This window comes from Hymenobacter sp. YIM 151500-1 (assembly GCF_025979885.1).
In the GTDB taxonomy this organism is placed as follows: Bacteria; Bacteroidota; Bacteroidia; order Cytophagales; family Hymenobacteraceae; genus Hymenobacter.
Genome location: NZ_CP110139.1, coordinates 223,223 through 242,112, shown reverse-complemented (window position 1 = coordinate 242,112; position 18,890 = coordinate 223,223). Strand labels below are relative to the sequence as shown.

Annotated in this window: 11 protein-coding genes; 9 read left to right on the top strand and 2 right to left on the bottom strand. The window is 58.8% G+C overall.

The window, feature by feature from the left end:
* Positions 1-1,180: 1,180 nt before the first annotated feature.
* From OIS53_RS00915 to OIS53_RS00885, 7 genes are all read left to right on the top strand, one after another.
* Positions 1,181-3,649 (top strand): zinc-dependent metalloprotease, encoded by a 2,469-nt coding sequence (locus tag OIS53_RS00915; RefSeq protein ID WP_264680508.1) that lies wholly within the window; start codon positions 1,181-1,183, stop codon positions 3,647-3,649.
* 165 nt (positions 3,650-3,814) lie between these two features.
* A complete protein-coding gene (locus OIS53_RS00910) occupies positions 3,815-5,965 on the top strand; it encodes a heparinase II/III domain-containing protein (RefSeq protein WP_264680507.1) in 2,151 nt (716 codons plus the stop codon).
* Positions 5,966-6,993: 1,028 nt separating this feature from the next.
* Positions 6,994-8,625, top strand: a complete 1,632-nt coding sequence (locus tag OIS53_RS00905; RefSeq protein ID WP_264680506.1) for a phage baseplate assembly protein V — start codon at positions 6,994-6,996, stop codon at positions 8,623-8,625.
* An 8-nt stretch (positions 8,626-8,633) separates the two neighbouring features.
* Complete coding sequence (locus tag OIS53_RS00900) at positions 8,634-10,223, top strand: polymorphic toxin-type HINT domain-containing protein (protein WP_264680505.1); 1,590 nt, start codon at positions 8,634-8,636, stop codon at positions 10,221-10,223.
* A gap of 23 nt (positions 10,224-10,246) precedes the next feature.
* Entirely contained in the window at positions 10,247-10,696 is a 450-nt protein-coding gene (locus OIS53_RS00895; protein WP_264680504.1) for an SMI1/KNR4 family protein, read from the top strand.
* 10 nt (positions 10,697-10,706) lie between these two features.
* Positions 10,707-11,147, top strand: a complete 441-nt coding sequence (locus OIS53_RS00890) for a hypothetical protein (protein WP_264680503.1) — start codon at positions 10,707-10,709, stop codon at positions 11,145-11,147.
* A 121-nt stretch (positions 11,148-11,268) separates the two neighbouring features.
* Positions 11,269-11,430 carry a hypothetical protein gene (locus OIS53_RS00885; protein ID WP_264680502.1) on the top strand — a complete coding sequence of 54 codons (162 nt, stop codon included), beginning with the start codon at positions 11,269-11,271 and terminating at the stop codon, positions 11,428-11,430.
* A 268-nt stretch (positions 11,431-11,698) separates the two neighbouring features.
* Here the strand turns inward: OIS53_RS00885 and OIS53_RS00880 are convergent, their stop codons facing one another.
* Positions 11,699-14,131, bottom strand: coding sequence for a glycoside hydrolase family 31 protein (locus tag OIS53_RS00880; RefSeq protein ID WP_264680501.1), 2,433 nt, complete (start codon positions 14,129-14,131; stop codon positions 11,699-11,701).
* A gap of 394 nt (positions 14,132-14,525) precedes the next feature.
* Between OIS53_RS00880 and OIS53_RS00875 the strand changes: the two genes are divergently transcribed.
* A complete protein-coding gene (locus tag OIS53_RS00875; RefSeq protein WP_264680500.1) occupies positions 14,526-15,569 on the top strand; it encodes a glycosyltransferase family 4 protein in 1,044 nt (347 codons plus the stop codon).
* Between the two features lie 30 nt (positions 15,570-15,599).
* A complete protein-coding gene (locus OIS53_RS00870) occupies positions 15,600-16,085 on the top strand; it encodes a YdeI/OmpD-associated family protein (protein WP_264680499.1) in 486 nt (161 codons plus the stop codon).
* 364 nt (positions 16,086-16,449) lie between these two features.
* On the opposite strand, the gene OIS53_RS00865 is transcribed toward OIS53_RS00870, so the two are convergent.
* Positions 16,450-18,495, bottom strand: a complete 2,046-nt coding sequence (locus OIS53_RS00865) for an alpha-amylase family glycosyl hydrolase (protein ID WP_264680498.1) — start codon at positions 18,493-18,495, stop codon at positions 16,450-16,452.
* Positions 18,496-18,890: the final 395 nt, after the last annotated feature.

Sequence of the window (18,890 nt, the reverse complement as noted above, 5' to 3'; positions counted from 1 at the left end):
TGAGCAATGAGAAGTAAGGAAGTAAGAGAGTAGAAGCGAAAATATAGAGCTGGTATCCCGTCAGAATACCTCGGGACCAGACCAGGCCGGCTGGCTACACTTGCCAAAGGTAAGCCAGGGCCGCAACTCAGTGCCAACCCGGCTGCCGTGGGTTATCGGGCAGGGGGTAGCAGCCAAACAGGACTTTTGCAGGTTTGGCAGTCAGGCACCCGAGTACCGCCCGGCTGCGCAGAGGCAGCTTTGGGAAAGTAAAGCGGCGTACTCGCTCCACGCCTCAGATACCAGCATCCCGGCTAGTTCGCCCTGACTTACGGCGTGTTTCACGGCCTGGAAGCTGGGAGCAGCTGCGGCCAGCCGGCAGCGGCAGGCGCAAGAGCTGACTGCTGGTTGCAGCCGCTAAGCAGCGCCCCCAGAATCAGGCTGTTACTGCGCTTGAGTAACGGGTATTTCATGAGCAATACTGGTGTGAGAAGCAGAGGTAGTGAGCAGCACCGGGGCAAACCGTCCTAACAACGAAATTGAAACTCAGGCAGATTGCGGCAGTTAAATCCGTTTGGGCTACCTGAATAGTAGGTTGAGGACACGTTTGTACCAATTGTCAAAATTGGGGAAAGTTGGGCGAATTTCAGAATACATTGATATTATATAATATATAAGAGCGCAAATAATTTGTGCGGGGTCAGCTTGCTTACTTGCTTTCCACGCCGCCCTCACACCATAATTGCAACCTTACCAAGCTACGTCGACAGGCAGCGAGGAGCAGCAGATACATCGTCTTGCCGCGCTTGTTCAGGCACTCACGTGTACTGGTAACTGTAGCGTCAGGGTGCCAGATGCTTCGGCCGGCGCCGCAAAATCGTCTATTTATTCAGTGCAGGCTTGAGGAGGCACGAGCACAGCGGGAGCTTTCTATCTGTGCACATACAGTAGTTGCACCGAGGCCAAAATCTTGTATGGTATAATACCAATACCGCTTATTGCTAAAAGCAAGATTTTTTAAAGACGATTTACCATTTCCAATACTCGTTTATACTTACTCGTGATTAGCCGTGCCTGGGCTGCACTGGTGGGGAACCAGCGCCTCGTTGGTTGCTTGTTTTGCTTTCTCACTGCCAACTTGGCCGACAGCAAGTTACGGCCACAGGCCGTGAGCAGTTGCTTCTGTCCCACTTACCACGCTATGAAACGAAACTACCGGCTTACTACGCTGCTTGTTGGATTATTTCTGTTAGCCAGGCCCGGCTGGGGCCAATCGGACGAGCAGCCGTTGTGGCGGGCGGTGCCGGGGCCGGCGGCGCGGGGCACCGCAGCCGCGCCGGGCCAGTGGTTTCGGCTGGATGCCGCCCGCCTTACGGCCCGCCTGGCCCAGGCCCCGCCCGAAACCCGCCCCACCGAAGCCGTACCGCTGGAGCTGCCCTACCCCGACGGCACCCTGCACCGCTTTCTGGTGACGCAAGTGCCGGTAATGGCCCCGGCGTTGGCGGCCCGCTACCCTCAGATCCGGACCTACGCCGCCCGTGCCCTCGACGAGCCTGCCACCACGGCCCGGCTGGAGTGGACGTCTCAGGGCCTGCACGCCCAAATCCTGACAGCTACGGGAACCGTGCAGGTGCAGGCCGACGCCGCTAACCCCGCCTTGTATCAGAGCCAGCCCCAGGAGCGGCCGGAGTTTACCTGCCTGGCCCTGCCCGTGCCGGGCCAGGCCCAGCGGCCCCAGGGCGGCACTCCGCCCGCCGCGCCAGCGCCCTACGGCTCCCAGATTCGGGTTTTGCGCCTGGCCCTGGCCGCTACGGGCGAGTACGTGCAGAAGCTGGGGGGCAACAGTGTACAGGGCACCGTGGAGAGCATGAACAGGCTGGTCAACTCCCTGAACGCCATTTATGAGCGGGACCTGGCGCTCCGGCTCGTGCTGGTAGCTGGCACCGATAAGCTCATCTACCTCGACCCGGCCACCGACCCATACGATAATGCCAGTCCTTCGGACCTGATGGAAACCAACCGCACGCAGGTTACTACCGTGCTGGGCTCGGATGCGTACGACATAGGCCACGTGCTGGGCTACCGCAGCAACGGCTACTCGGGCATAGCCTACGTGGGCGTTACGTGCCGAGCCAGCCACAAAGGCGGGGGCTCTTCAACGGGTTCGTCGGCGCGCAGTATGGCTGATGTGCTGGTGCACGAAATCGGCCACCAGCTCGGCTCCGGCCACACGTTCAATGGCGACAAGGGCAACTGCGGCAACGGCAACCGCGGCACTGAGCTGGCCTTCGAGCCGGGCGCCGGCAACACCATTATGTCGTACGACTCGCGGTGCGCCCCCGACAACGTGGGCGGTGGCATCGACTACTTTCACGCCGGCAGCATCAGCGCCATCCTGTCCCGCATCAGCCAAACCTGCGGCACCGTGGTGCCGACCAGCAACCGGCCGCCAAGCGTGAGCGTGCCGCCCAGCACCTACACCATTCCTAAAGGCACGCCCTTCAGCCTGGCCGGCCGCGGCTCCGACCTGGATGGCGACACCCTCACCTATTCCTGGGAGCAGCTGGACCGCGGCGACCCTACCGGCCTGGCCAACGCCGCCACCGACCCCACGGGCCCGCCGCTGTTCCGCTCGTTTGCACCGGTAGCCACTCCGGTGCGCACATTTCCGGCGCTGTCGGCTATTCTGAGCAATACTGCTTCGGTGGGCGAGATTCTGCCCTTGGTGGCCCGCCAGCTCAACTTCCGCCTCACCGTGCGCGACAACCACCACAGAGGGGGCGGTGTAGCGGCGGCTAACGTAGCGGTGGCCGTGGCTGAAGCCGGTCCGTTTCGGATTACGGCTCCCAATGAAGCCTTTACGGCCGCGCCCGGCAGTCTTTACACCCTAACCTGGGACGTGCTGGGCACCGACCAGGCGCCGGTAAGCTGCGCCAATGTGCAGGTGCTGTTTTCGGAGGATGGCGGCCTCACCTTTCCCACGGTGCTGGTGGCCAGCACGCCCAACGACGGCTCGGCCTCGGTGCGGCTGCCCAACTTGCTCACCACCAAAGGCCGCCTGAAAGTACAAGCTGTGGGCAACATCTTCTTCGCCATCAACAACGCCAACCTGACCCTGAGCGGCCCCCTGACGCCCCTGCCCGTGGAGCTGGCCTCCTTTACGGCCGAAGCCCGCGGCGCCGTGGCGCACCTGGCCTGGACCACGGCCGCCGAGCGCAACAACCGCGGCTTTGCCGTGGAAGCCTCGGCTGATGGCGCCGACTTCCGCCGCCTCGGCTGGGTGCCGGGCCAGGGCAGCACGCCGCTGCCGAGCACCTACCGCTTCGAGGATGCCGCCCTGGCTTCTTACCGGGCCACCACCGTGTACTACCGCCTGCGCCAGCTCGACACCGACGGCACCGAAACCTTGTCGCCGGTGCGGGCCGTGGTGGTGCCTACCGGCCTGGCCGCCACCCTGCGGCTGTGGCCCAACCCCACCCGCGGCTCCGTTACGGCAGTTGGCCTGGCGGCCGGCCAGCCCGTGCAGCTCCTCGACCTGGCCGGCCGCGTCCTGCTCACGACCACCTTCCCCGCCACCGGCTCCCTCCAGCTTGAGCTGCCCGCCGGGCTGGCTCCCGGCGTGTACGTGGTGCGCGGCGGCGGGCAGGCCCGGCGCCTGGTGGTGGAATAGTCTGGTGGTGGGATAAGCGCTAGGCGCTGCGGCACGCGCTGCAACAGCATCCCCTCTTCCGGCCAGGCCAGGAGAGGGGGTGCGGGGCTGACTTTAGGTTTCTAACTTCCACTTGACATATTTGGAAGAATGTTATTCTCTGAACGTTAGCCCCGCTTTTTCGCCATGCACCTACGCAACGCTTCCCAGAAGAAGAACTCCCGCCGCCTGCTGGCCTGGTTGCTGACGGCCGGCTGGCTGCTCACCGCCCTGCCGGGCCGGGCCCAGCAAGGCAACCTGGCCTCCCTGCGAGCCGGGCATCCCCGCCTGCTGCTTACGCCAGCCGAGGTGCAGACCCGCCGCGGCCTGATTGTGACGGACCCGTTTCTGCGGCAACAGTACGCCAGCCTGGTTAGCCGGGGCACGGCGCTGCTGCAGGAGCCGGCCCTGCAGTACGTCATCACCAACGACCGGCTGCTCGACGTGAGCCGGGAGGCCGTAAACCGCCTTACCACGCTGGGGCTGCTGTACCAGCTCAGCGGCGAAGCCCGCTGGGCCGAGGCCACCCGTGCCAACCTGCTGGCGGTGTCGGCTTTTCCTGACTGGCACCCCGCGCACTTCCTCGACACCGGCGAAATGAGCCTAGCCGTGGCCCTGGGCTACGATTGGGTGTACGACCGGCTGTCGGCGGCCGACCGCGCCACCATCCGGCGAGCCCTGGTGGAGAAAGGGCTGCGCCCCGGACAGCGCCACTACCAGCGCGGCACTTGGTGGACCAATAAGCAGAGCAACTGGGGGCAGGTGTGCAACGGCGGCCTGGGCACGGCGGCCCTGGCCATAGCCGACGAGCAGCCTCCCCTGGCCGACTCTATCCTGACCTACGTGGCCCGCAACCTGCCCGTGACCATGCAGCTGTACGCCCCCGACGGCGGCTCCGAAGAAGGCCTGACCTACTGGAACTACGGCACGCGCTACAACTGCCTGTTTATTGCGGCGGCGCAGTCGGCGCTGAGCACCGACCTGGGCCTGCTACAGCGCCCCGGCTTCAGCCAGACCGGCGACTACCGCCTGCACATGATTGGTCCCCTGGACCGCAGCTTCAATTACGCCGACCAGAACGAGTCGGTGTTTGGCGCGCCCGTGATGCTGTGGCTGGCCCGACAGTTTAACAACCGCTTTTACGCCCGCGCCGAGCTGGACCGCAACGGGGCTGGCGGCGTGCTGGCCCTGCTCTGGTACGAGCCCAGCCTGGGCCAGCCCACTCCCAACGTGGTGCCGCTCAACGCCAGATTCGACCGGATTGACGTGGCGACCCTGCGCAGCAGCTGGACCGACCCGCGCGCCTGGTATGTGGGCTTCAAGGCCGGCGACAACCAGGCCAACCACGCCCACCTCGACATTGGCAGCTTTGTGCTGGACGCCAACGGCCAGCGGTGGGGCCTCGACCTGGGCATCGAGCAGGAGACGTACAAGTTTGCCAACGGCAGCCGGCGCAACACCTACTACCGCATCCGCACCGAGGGCCACAACACGCTCACCATCAGCGCCAACGACCAGCAGCCCCTGCGCTTCGCCAACCAGCACCCCCAGGGCGCGGCCCGCATTACCCGCTTCGACGCCGCTGCGCCTTTCGCCATTACCAACATGACCAACGCCTACCTGCCTTTCTCCACCGACGCCCGTGCCCTCACGCGCGTGGAGCGCGGCATACGGCTGCTGGGCAACCAGCAGGTGCTGGTGCAGGATGAAGTGCAGGCCAGCAGTCCAGTCGAGGTTATCTGGAATTTCCACACCAAAGCCGCCATTGCCATCAGCGGCGCTACCGCCACGCTTACGCAGGGCGGCGAAACCATGCGGGTGCACATTCTGGCTCCGGCCGGGGCGCAGTTTGTAGTAGTGGATGCCCAGCCGCCTCAGCCCGAGGAGCGTAACACTGGTGTAAAAAACCTCACCGTGCAGTTCCCGGCCCGCACTACCAACACTACTATTGCGGTGCGCTTCGTGCCGGCTGGCAGTACGGCCGCCGCGCCCCCGGTGCAGCCCCTGGCCGCCTGGAGCCGCACCCTCAGCAGCCAGTCCGCCGGCTTAGCCGGGTCAGTGGCGCCGTTTCCCAACCCCTGGCCGGCCGCCGCTCAGCCCCTGCACCTGCCGCAACTCCCACCAGCCGCCACCCACGTAACCCTGCACACGCTGAGCGGCCAGCTCGTGCATCAGGCGCCCACGCGGGGCACCAGCCTGCTTATTCCCCGGCAGGCCCTGCCCCCAGGCCTCTACCTGCTTACTATCCACACCCCGGAGCAGCGTTTTCATCAGAAGCTGGAGGTGAGCAGGGAGTAGCCAGTGGTAGCGGCGCGACCCGTCGCGTCTGCTTGTCCACGCTGTCAGAACACTACTCAGTCAACGAGCAGACGCGACGGGTCGCGCCGCTACACTCGCGTGGTGGACACACTATGCACAAAACTACTATAGCTCACCTACGTCCGCTGCCGTCACTGGTACAATGAGTGCTGCGATGCTATCTGCTTCAGCTGTTTTACATTCATCATTCTTGGCTGCGCCCACATTATTTGAGTAGTCATCTGCAAAGGCTGTCAGGTGATTTATAGTTATACCATATTTTGTATATCCCCTGTGAGAAGTCACAGAAATAGTGACGCTTACTACATCGGACTATTTGTTGCTCACTCACTAGCACTTTACATTATGGTCCTGATTATCAAAATCTTGTATTCAACTAAAGCTTGTTAAGCAGCCTACATAGTGCTTTGGCATATGTTTAGCGAAAATAAGGCGGTGGTGTAAAGCTTAAGGTGGTTTCTGTTTCCAAATTACCTCTGAAAACGGTCTCCATTGCCTAAGCTTTTTTCGTCAGAGCCTGACACATGGGGGGATTACAGCGGTTTCAAAAGCAGTGTACACTCTGTATAAAGACATGGCCCGGCGCGTCTGCTCGTGCGCACCGGTGGAACCGTTGCGGTATTAATCGGGCGAGCAACGCGCAGACGCGAAGAGTCGCGTTTGCGCTACATCCCAGCCACACCGTTCCCGAAACCGTCATACTTCGCTATATACCACCGCCTTAATTAATAATCTGCTGATTTTTAACTTTTATATAAATATACCTTGTTTTTACACTATACAAGTGATTGACAAAGTGATGGCTAAGCTATTTTTTATAATTGGTATGCTAAAAACTTTATACATTATTTATTTACACCATAATCATTATTACCCCACTATGACGGAGGACATTACTAGTAATAGCTCAACTCAAATAAACCATTAAGTTTTTTCTTATGACACGACAAGTGCACATACATATTCACTGCGCCGGCCGTAGGTTGCCTGTTCGCGGAATAAACTACATGAGTATTCATCAAAGTGTGTACACACATCATAATTTTGAAATCAATATTCCATTCGACTTATTGGAGAATCGAGAACTTGGATTTATTACAAACACTCATCGCGAATTAATTGGCAGTACAATTGAAATAACCGCCTTACATTATCTTACATATACACCTCATAAATTATCTTTTTTAGGTATAATTACAGAATTTATAATTACTAGCGACAATGATTATACTGGTAGCATTCTTATTAAAGGACAAAGCCCTACTTATTTATTAGTAGACAGCGTACATAAGCGTGCATTTTGCAATCAAACACTAGCTGATATTGTAAACCAAATATTAGAACTATACCCTATCAATATATTGCACCGTAGTAATAATTTGGTTGATAAACCATTAGAATATGTTGTACAGTACAAAGAAAATAATTTTGATTTTCTAAATAGACTATTGCATGAACATCATGAATGGTTTTATTATGATGGACAAAGATTACAGATTGGTTCACCCACTCAAGAATCTACGGAACTTTTATTTTTGGATGGTGTATGGGGTTCTTACCAATTAATGACAAAGGTTCATCCTCCTCAGCAAAAGCTATCATATTATAATCCTCTGTATCATGAGCATTGGCTAAGTTTTAATAGTGTAGACACAAAAGAGTTAAATGTAAATCCGTTGGCTAAAGCCACTTATGAAGTTTCAAATAAATTATATGGACAAACATCATATAGCCAGCCAGTACTTCCTGCTACTAGCCAAAGCAGCTTAACTCAAGCTGCCCAAACATCTGATCTTTCCCGCGCCGGTGCTCACCTAACTTTCCATGGCCGAAGTGGTAATCCGAATATTCAAATCGGTATGCTCATTGAAGTTACAGCTACGGGCTTAGGAAGCGACCATTCTGGCATTATTTCGGTAGGAAAATACCGTGTTATCACTATTAGTCACTATGTAGATCAACAACATAATTATGAAAATATGTTTGTTGCTATATTACATTCCTTATCTACACCACCTGCTAATCCGACAGTGATTCCGCCGGTTGCGGAAGCTGAGTTGGCTGATGTTATAGATATAAAAGATCCACTTAAGCTCGGTCGCGTCAGAGTGCGCTATCATTGGCCAGTTAAGAAGCCTCAGCATGCTGAAAGTGTATGGATCAGGCACGTAACTCCATACAGCGGTGATGGTAAAGGAATATTATGTATACCAGAAGTAGGCTCGCAGGTGCTTGTGGTTTACGAACATAACCGTGCTGAATATCCATTAATAATGGGCAATTTATTCCACGTCCATAACAAACAAAACGCAACTTATTCTCCTGATATCAAGGGAATTCAAACGGCAGGCGGAAATAAACTTGTATTTACTGATACACCTGGTGAACAAAAAATCCTTATTTCTAATGGCAATAAAGAGGATACATCTGTAGAAATTAACTTTAAAGGCGATGGAAGTATTTCCCTTAAAACCAAAGGAAATATAACACTTGAAGCGGGTGATGAAGGAGAAATCAAAATGCACGCTAAAAGTATCTCGTTCGAGGCCCAGCAGAAAATTTCTATGAAGACGAAGAAATACACCATGAAGGCGGAGAACAAAATCAGAATGAGCTCGCGCGACACCGACATCGTATAGGTTCTGCCATGCCACATCCACTCGAATATGTTATTTCCGGGGCGTTGCTGCAATGCAGCCAGGGCTTGATTCCGTCCCCATTCAAAGCCACTCCCCGCACCACCAAGGTTCAGGGGCTTCTGATAGGAAACATCACGGACAACAGGGCAGCTCGCAACATTCATACGTTTGCCGTGTGTAAGAGCCTGACTAAGAGGGCGAAGGGAGTACCGCAACCTTGTTTTCCTCAGCCCGAGACCTGGCAGAAAGCTTACTCCCCGGTGAAAGTAGGTGGAGCCGAAGCACTGGTGTTTCAATCTTGCATTAATTGTCCTTTGGGTAAAGGCAAAATTAGCTTTGTAACATCAGGGCAGGCACCAGTGCCACCCGAAGTGGTTAACGAAGTCAACCAATTAAAGCAGGAAGCATTCGCAGCTGTCAGACAGGGGATCGAAGAAAGAAAATCTCAAGGCGAATCCAGTATCCTGGGCTGGATTCCTATACTAGGACCTGCCCAAGGAGTAGGGGAGGCAATACGGGATGGAGATCAGAAGAAAGGGGTATTCAACACACTTTCTCTCGCACTTGATGTTGCTACATTGGGTACGGGAACAATAGTGAAGAAAGGAGCAACTACAGCAGCAGCCAGAGTTACCGGAGCGAAGGTGACGCTGGGTTTAGCCAAGAAACAGCTGCTGACCGTAGCAACCAAGGCTCAGAATTTGAGTAAGAGTCTGCCAAACGTAGTAAAACGACTCACCGGAAAGTATAAGCCCGTAACGGGGTGCTTTGTGGCGGGCACCCCCGTAGCCGTAGAAGGCGGCTATAAGAACATCGAGGAGGTGCGCGTGGGCGACCTGGTGTGGTCGTGGCACGAGGAGACGGGGGAGCTGGCCCTCAAGCCCGTGCTGCAAACCATGCGGCATGAGGCCACCACCCTGGTCGAGCTGCAAGTGGGGCCCGCCTCCGTCGTGACCACGCCGGAGCACCCGTTCTGGACGCCGGCCGGCTGGGTGGAGGCGGGCCGGCTGGAGGAAGACGCGCGCGTGCTGCGCTCGGACGGGCAGCTAGTGGGCCTGCACGAGGCCGAGCACCGCATCGGCGAACCAGTGCCCGTCTACAACGTAGAGGTGGCCGACTGGCATACTTATTTGGTTGGGGAGTGGATGCTTGTCGTGCATAACGCGTGCGCTAACAACAATCAGAAACCCCTAAGGACGGCGAGTGGCAAGGTAATTACGAATAGCAAGCACCGAGGACGGCTAAATCCGGAGGCGAAAAAGAAGGGATACAACGTACCCGTAAAGAAAAACGGCTATCCTGACTTCAGAAACTTTTTGTATAAGGGTCCTGAAAAAAACACAGTGACTATCGAAATGACCGGCAAGTACTATGATGATTTTACGGCAGCTACAAAAGCAGCTGGGTTTAGTAAACAGCCGGCTAATTATACTTGGCACCATACTGAGGTAGTAACGAAAAAAAAGATGCCAGATGGTACTTTTAAGTATTATAATAAAATAATATTAGTAGAATCTGGACCTCACGATGCGGCCCGGCACTCGGGCGGATCACAGTTGTTCCGCCAGTTAACGGGAAACCCTAAAGCTTACAGATAAAAAGTAACCTAACTTGCCTCGTCATGCAACTTGAGAACAGCAACCCTTTTGGCCCAGTAAATCCAGCAGACATTGCTGAATTTGAGGAAACAAATGAGATTACACTACCCAGTGATTACAAAGATTTCTTACTTCAACATAATGGAGGCCGGCCTTTGTATAGCAAGGTAGCCGGTACTGATGTGGAGGTGAAATGGTTGTATAGTATGATAGAAGAACCCGCCTGGGCTAGTTTGTTTAATGCGCTGGATGTTTATGAAGGGCGTATACCATCGTGGTACATGCCAATTGGCACTGACTCTGGCGGCAACCTGTATATTATGTCTTTGTATAAGAAAAATAAAGGAGTGATTGCGTTTTGGAGACATGAAGAAGAAGCAGAAGAAAATGGCTCCGATTACTTTGAAAATTTAACTCATATAGCTGATTCGTTCACAGAATTTGTACATTTACTACAGCCTAACGAATCTTAATGCTTAAGACATGCAAAAGGAAATAGATTTTTGCTTAACTCAAATACTTCGTATTGCCACTACATTAGTGCCGGAGAAAAATTGGAATTTGCTCCGAATTGAAGGATACATTGTAGGTTCCGTAACTGAAACAAGATCGTGGTATACAATATCAAACAATGATGAGGAAATTGAGTATAGCACATTTGACTTGGATTATATCAATGAAGATAGCGACAACAATGCAATTGGCAACTTTCTGGAGCAGATAAGAGAGTTAACATATGACGCTACAAGGGGTGCGTGGTATACAATAGAAATACGTTTTTATAAGGACGGCAGAACGCCAACAGTGCGCTATGATTATTACAACCAGCCCGCATTTGAAGAACCCATACCGATTGCACTCTACAAACAAGACTTGAAAGTTTACCCGCGACCAGCTAAATCAATACCTGAGTGGCTTTTGTAATTTTGCTTGCAGTGGGCGTAGAGAAAAGCACTGGTATAAGATAAGGTGATATTTGCCTGCAGTTTGGCTCTAAAAGCGGTTTCGGTAGCTGCCTAAGCTTGGTTTCACCGAAGCGCGGACAATGAACTGTTACCTCGCTTTGTACCGCCAATGGAAAAGCCTCTTTTCCTTTTCGCTGCTGGCCGTGCTGGCCACCGGCCGCTCCAAACAAGAGCCTACCACCCCCAAGGCACCCGTCGCTGCTTCCGCTACCGCCGATGCCAACGGCGAAAGTGCCTTGTGAATCAACGAGCGGCGCAAGGCCGGCCAGTACCTGCAATTGAGCGGTGGCCAGTACTGGATGTGTATGTAAGGCGGCGGCAACATGGTGATGCATCGCCAGTCGGATGGTTCCGTGCGTTGGAGTTTTTGCATCCAAAGCAACCCGGCGCGTTTTGCACCAAGCAAACCGATGGCAACTTCGTGATGTATGTCGCTAACGGGCGCCCGCACTAGGCTCAGCAGCGGGCATTATACCCTGCTGAACGGCGTAACTCTTTTTCTAGTCCTTTCTACCCCACCACCAGTTCCGTGAAGTCAGCCCCTACTATCACAGCGGGCAGCATCAAGCCGGTTTCGGTGGTGAACTCGGTGGCTTCGGCGGGCTGGCCGTCGGTGCTGAAGGCGGTGGCGGCGAAGGGCAAGCCGTGTAGCACCACGCGGTAGGCGGTCCAGGTGGGCTGGTACGGGCCTTCGATTTCCTGCTGCAGCAACAGGCCCTGCTCTGTGCCCGTGACGCGGAAGTGGCGGGTGGTGTGCTGGCCCTGCTCGTAGCCGTAGCCTTCGCCGCCGTCGTCGTAAAGCACGCTGGTTTGCTGGCCCTGCTTGAAGTAGACGTGCAGGGTCAGCTCATCCACCGTTTTCTCGCCCACATATTGCATGAGTGGGTACATGGGCACCACGGCCCCGGCCCGCACAAACAGCGGAATCCGGTCGAGGCCGGCGGCGGCCCACACCTCGGCCCCACCCTGCTTGGGCTCGTCGGTGTAGTAGTAGAACCATTCCCCTTTGGGCAGGTACATCCAGCGGCCATCGGCGCCGGCCTGGGTGATGGGGCACACCAGCAGGTGGTCGCCGAGGCTGAACTCGGCCATGCGCAGGTAGGTTTCGGGGTCGGTCTGGTCGAGGAAGGCCAGGGGGCGCAGCATGGGCGTGCCCTGCTGCACGTACTGCCAAAACGTGGTGTACATGTAGGGCAGCAGGCGGTAGCGCAGCTCAATGAAGCTGCGGGCCAGGGCCATGTAGTCCTCGCCGAAGCTCCAGGGCTCCTGGTCGCCGTGGTCGCCGGAGGAGTGGGTGCGGAAGAAGGGGTGGAAGGCCCCCAGGGCCACCCAGCGCACGTACAGCTCGCCGTCGGGCGTGTCGATAAACCCGCCGATATCGGACCCGATAAAGCTGAACCCGCTGATGCTCAGGCGCTGGCACTGAATGTTGGCCAGCCACAGGTGCTCCCAGCTGGCGATGTTGTCGCCGGTCCAGCCGGAGGAGTAGCGCTGCCCGCCGGCGTAGGTGCTGCGCGTGATGGTGAAGGGCCGGTTGGGGTAGCTGAACTGCTTGACGCCCGCGGCCGTGGCCCGCGCCATCTGCATGCCGTAGATGTTGTGGGCCTTGCGGTGGGAGGCGGAGTGGCCTTCGTAGTGGAAGCGCACATCATCGGGGAAAGTACCCTTCTCGAACACGGCCGGCTCGTTCATGTCGTTCCACACGCCCCGCACGCCGGTTTCCTGGATCAGGCCTTTAAATAAACCTGCCCACCACTCTCGCACCTGCGGGCGGGTGTAATCGGGGAAGTTGCAGAGGCCGGGCCACACCGAGCCCTTCATCAGCGGCCCATCGGCGCGGCGGCAGAAGTAGTCGTGCTCCAGCCCTTCGCGGTAGACGGAATAGTTGGGGTCAATCTTGATACCGGGGTCGATGATGACGATGGTCTTGAAGCCGTCTTCGGCCAGCTCCTGCACCATGCGCCGGGGCTCGGGGAAGTGGGTGGGGCTCCAGGTAAAGCACCGGTAGCCGTCCATGTAGTCGATGTCTAGATACAGGGCGTCGCAGGGAATTTGCCGGCTCCTGAAGCCCTGGGCAATAGCCTTGACCTGGCTTTCGGGGTAGTAGCTCCACTTGCACTGGTGGTAGCCCAGGGCCCAGAGCGGGGGCAGCTCGGGTGGGCACGTGAGGCGGGTGTATTCCTGGGTGACTTCCAGCAGCGAGGGGCCGTAGATGAAGTAGTAATTCATCTCCCCGCCCTGGGCCCAGAACGAAGCCACGTCGGCGCGCTCGGCCGCAAAGTCGAACCCGGCCCGGAAGGAGTTGTCGAAGAAGATGCCGTGGGCAATGCGCTGGTGCAGAGCCAGGAAGAAGGGAATATTCTTGTAGAGCGGGTCGGAGCCTTTCTGGTAGCCGTAGGTGTCGGTGCCCCAGTTGGTGAACTGCCGCCCGCGCAGGTTCATGTTGTCGGGCTTGTCGCCGAGGCCGTAGTAGTGGGCGCCGCTCTGCACCAGCTTGCTCATCTTCACGATGTCGTTGCCGGTTTCGTACTCGTACTCCCAGTGAAAGCCTTTTTCGTCTTCGCTCAGCACCAAGCCCGAGCGGTTGAGCACGCGGGTACGCAGGTTTTCCTTGTCAACCACGCAGATAAGCCGGTCGGTGGTGATGCGGAAGTGGTCGGCCTTGTCCCGGAACTCCAGAAACTCGGGCGCTTGGCGGGCGGGCACGCCCTCGGGGAAGGCGTAGCTGAAATCGGGCGCGAAACCGGCCTCCGTGGCGTAGCGGAAGCGCAGAATTTTATCGGAAATAACCTGGAGCAGCAGCTGCGCCCCATTGTCGCAGCGAAACAGGAAGTCGGCGCCCTGCTGCTCGCCTGTTAGAACCCGGCCGGGGACGAGTTCCTGCTTGGAACGCGCGGCCAGGTCGTTGACCATGTAATTGTTTTCCTGGAAAGAGTCGGCCATACGGCAAGAATGCGGGAAAGAGAAGGCAACAACTTCGGGCCACACCGGATGCTGTTGCGGAAAGACTGCAAGGTAAAAACGATTCGACCCACTTCCTGCGGTGGAGGTAGCAGGAATGTGGCTAAGGCGAATTTTTAGCTCTGGTTGCCTCACCCCCACCCCTCTCCGAAAAGGAGAGGAGCTCTAGCGCTAGCTTCTAGTTGACGTTCTGCCATCTATCAACCACCTCTAGCCCACCCTCGCTTGATGCGCGACAGTTGACAAGGAAAGCAACCAGCTCTAGCTTTTAGCTTCTGCTTCCAAACAAGCTCAGCAACAGTTAAATACTATATCAGAGGCACGGCGGGCCGCATTTTTCTCTACCTTGCCACAGCTGGCCCGTACTGTTTTCACTATGATATCTGCTCCTGTTCCTGTGTTGTTGCTTGGCTGGAACGGCGCTTCTCCCCTAGCTGGCGGGGCTCCGGCGGCGCACTTGCCTGAGTTGCTGCGGGGCCTGACTTCGCGCGCCGCCCTGACCGTGCTGCTGCCTCATGCGGCTCCCGCCCTGGCTGCGACGGGCATTTGGGCCACTGCTGTTTTCAGCTTTCCGCCCTCTGACCTGCCTACTCCGGCGCGTCCGGCCCGGCCTGCCGGCTGGCAGCACCCAGCCGCCCCGTACCAGGGCGCCGATGCCGCGGCCCAGGCGCCCGGCACCCGCCCCGGCCGGGCCGTGCCCGCGGCCCCGTACCTGGGCAGCACGCCGGCGCCAGTGGCGGCCAGCAGCACGGGGGAAAACGCGGAGGCCGGACCCGGCTTTTCGGCCGCTTCGCCAGCCGATGATGCCGAACAGGGGGAGCCGACAACGGCTGCCGCTTTGGCTACTCTTGCTGCACCAGCCGCGGAACTCTTGCTCAACGAGGACGACTTTGCCACCCCCGCTGAGCCGGCCGCTACCGAGGCCCACGCCCTCAGCCAACCCGCCGATGACCTGGTGCCGGACGCGCCAACCGCGGCCGAGCCGGTGCCGGCGGTGCCCGCCGCGCTGGCCGCTGAGCTTTCCCCCGACGCCGACCTCAACCGGCAGGTAATTCAGTACGCCCGCCTGGCTACGCGCCGGGCGCTGGCGGAGGAGTTTGCCGTGATTTATGCTACCGAGTGGCCTACCTGGCTGGCGGCCCTGGAAATCCGGCAGCAAACCGGCCGGCCCCTGGCCCTGCACGTGCACTCCCTGGCCCAGGACCGCCCCACCCCCGCCGACCGGGGCTGGGGCCAGGAGCTGGAGCGCCTGGCCCTGCGCCGCGCCGACCTGGTGCTGGCTTCTTCTGAGGAGCTGGCCCAGCGCCTGCGCGCCACCTACCCGCTGCCGCCCCACCGTCTGCGGGTGGCCGCCGCCACCGATGCCGAGGCCGTGCACGCGGCTCTGCAGCGCCTGGAATCATCTTTTGCCGGCCGCTAGCTGGTTGTTTTCTCTTCGTTTTTCTAGCTCATGAGTGAATCTGTAGCGGCGCCGCGCCACGAGTTTGAGGCCGCGCTGGAAATGGACGGCGCCGACAGCGGCGTGTTTCTGCTGGTGCCCTTCAGCGTGCCCGAGGTGTACGGCGTGAAGGGCGTGCTGCCCGTGCGCGGCACCATCGACGGCTTCCCCATCCGCCTCAACCTGACGCCCCTGGGCGACGGGCAGCACGTGCTGCCGGTGAAAAAGGAAATCCGCAACGCCATCGGCAAGACCTGGACCGAAACCGTGCGCGTGGTGCTGGAGCGCGACACCGACGCCACCGGCCTGCAACTCCCCGACGACCTGGACCGGGCCCTGGACCGGGCCGGCCTGCGCCCCCGCTTCGACGAGCTGCCCTACGCCAAGCGCAAAGAGCTAGCCCAGCGCATTGCCCGCACCAAAAAACCCGATGCCCGCACCCAGCGCATCGAAGACGCCCTGGAAATAGCCCGTTCCGGCCGAAAGACAAAGCAGTAATTACTGGCGGCAGACTTCTGGCGGCAGACTTGCCAGCTTTGCTGGCGCGTCTGCCCGCCGGGGAATGGGGCAAGTCTCCCGACTTGCGGCCGCGCAGCGGCCAGCCGGTACCGCGCCGCATGAACAAGGAGTGGGACAGAAGACTGTAACGCGAAGTTGTACTTCGCGAGGCACGTGGACGATTGGTGTGGCATCGTTCCAACGCCTCGCGAAGTGAAACTTCGCGTTACAGTCTTTTAGCTGAGCGACAAATCCACGCGGCGCCATGCCGGCTAGCCGCCTGCGGCGGCCGCAAGTCGGGAGACTTGCCCCATCTACCGGCGGGCAGACGCGCCAGCTCTGCTGGCAAGTCTGCCGCCAGCGGCTACATTCGCGCCAGCACCAGCGCCGTGCGGTTCGTCACGTACAGGCTCAGCTTGTCCACTCCATCTTCCCGGAAGGTTTCGTACACAAACTGCTCATCCACGCGGCCGAAGCCGCCGAAACGGGTGGCGTCGGAGGACAGCAGGACGCGGTAGCGGCCGGGCTGGGGCACGAAAAAGCGGTAGTCGGGCACGCTGCGGTCTACGTGGAAGCTGAAGACGAACACCAGGCCGCCGCGCTCAAAAATGAGGACTTGGTTGGTGGGGTCGAGGTTGAGCAGGCGGGCGGGGCCGGCCGCCAGTAGGCGGGTGGTGCGGGCCAGGTGCAGCATGGCCTGGTCGAAGTGAAGCAGAAACTGATACTTCAGGTCGGGATTATCGGCCAGGCTCCACTGGCGGCGCGCGAAGTGGTGGCTCCAGTTGTTGCCTTCCCGTGGAAAGTCCACCCATTCGGGGTGGCCGAACTCGTTGCCGATAAAGTTGAGGTAGGCCTCGCCGCCCAGGCTCAGGGTGGCCAGCCGGATGAGCTTGTGCAAGGCCACGCCGCGGGCCGCGACGGGGCTGGGGTCGTCGCGGTGCATGTGGTCGTAGATGGCGCGGTCCAGCAGCCAGTGGGCCAGGGTTTTGTCGCCCACCAGGGCCTGGTCGTGGCTTTCAGCGTAGGCTACGGTTTTCTCGCCGGGGCGGCGGTTGGTAAGCACGTGCCAGAGGTCATGCAGGTTCCAGTCTTCGTCGCGGGTGTGCTTGAGCAGCTTGATCCAGTAGTCCGGGATGCCCATGCCCAGGCGGTAATCGAAACCAATGCCGCCTTCCCGGATGGGCCGGCACAGGCCGGGCATACCGCTCATGTCTTCGGCAATAAGCAGGGCGCTGCGCTTGATTTCGCGAGTCAGCGTGGCGGCCAGCTGCAAGTACAGCACTGCGTCTTCGTCCACCTCGGGCCCGAAATACTGGTCGTAGCTCCCGAAGCTCACGCCCTCGCCGTGGTGATGATAGAGCATGGAGGTGATGCCGTCGAAGCGGAAGCCGTCGAAGTGGAACTCCTCGAGCCAGTAGCGCAGGTTGCTGAGCAGAAACTGCTGCACCTCGGGCTTGCCGTAGTCGAATAGCTTGGAGTCCCAGCCGGGGTGGTTGCCGCGGGGGCCGGGGTGAAAGTACTGCCCACCCGAGCCGTCGAAGTCAGCCAGCCCTTCGGCCTCATTCTTCACGGCGTGGGAGTGCACCACATCAAGCAGCACGGCCAAGCCCCGATTGTGCGCTTCGTTGACGAGGTACTTAAGGTCGTCGGGGGTGCCGAAGCGGGAGGATACGGCGAAGAAATTAGCCACGTGGTAGCCGAAGGAGCCGTAGTACGGGTGCTCCATCACGGCCATAAGCTGCACGCAGTTGTAGCCGCCAGCCTGGATGCGGGGCAGGATATGGTCGGCAAACTCGCGGTAGGTGCCCACGCGGCCTTCCTCCAGGGCCATGCCCACGTGAGCTTCGTAAATCAGCGGCTCGCGCACGGCGTTGGGCACCCGGAACTTCTGGTCGGTCCAGGTAAAAGGCGTGTCGGGGCGCCACACTTGGGCGGCGAAGTCCTTGGTGGCTTCGTCCTGCACGGCGCGGCGCAGGGTGGCCGGCAGCCGGTCTTTGGCCCCGTGCTGGGTCACGACGTGCACCTTGTAGCGGGAGCCGGGCGTGAGGCGGTCCTGGTAGTCTTTGTCACTCAGAAACACTTCCCACACGCCGTCTTCGAGGCGGCGCAGGGGCGTAGCCTGCCGGTCCCAGCCGTTGAAGTCGCCCACCAGAAACAACCCTTCAGCGGCCGGCGCCCACTCCCGAAACCAATAGCCGCGGCGGCGGGCGTCGTAGTTCAGTCCCAGGCGCTGATGAGCCAGCGCAAACCGGCCCAATGACCCGCACTGAGCCGTGATGTCGGCTAGGCGCTGAGCGAGGCGCTGCTGGCGTCGTAGCAGCACGGGCTCGTAGGGCGTGAGCCAGGAGTCTTGCTGCACCAGCGGCAGCACGGCGGCGGATGAGTCGGAGGCGGTTGGTTCGGTAGTCATGGCGCAGCACGGTTCAGGTCAGGCTCAAAACTACGGGGATTGGCTGTAACGTTTACTACGCGAGGTGGTAAGGCTGGCGGCAGACTTCTCGCCTTTGGCGAGGCGTCGGCCTGCCGGGGAATTGGGCCAGTCTCCCGACTGGCGGCCGCCGCAGGCGGCCAGCCGGAACCGCGCCGCGTGGATTTGTCGCTCAGCTAAAAGACTGTAACGCGAAGTTGTACTTCGCGAGGCGTTGGAACGATGCCACACCAATCGTCAACGCGCCTCGCGAAGTGGAACTTCGCGTTACATTTTTCTTCCCTACCGGTCTATACGGCGCGGTACCGGCTGGCCGCTGCGCGGCCGCAAGTCCGGAGACTTGCCCCATGGGCCGGCGAGCAGACGCCTCGCCAAAG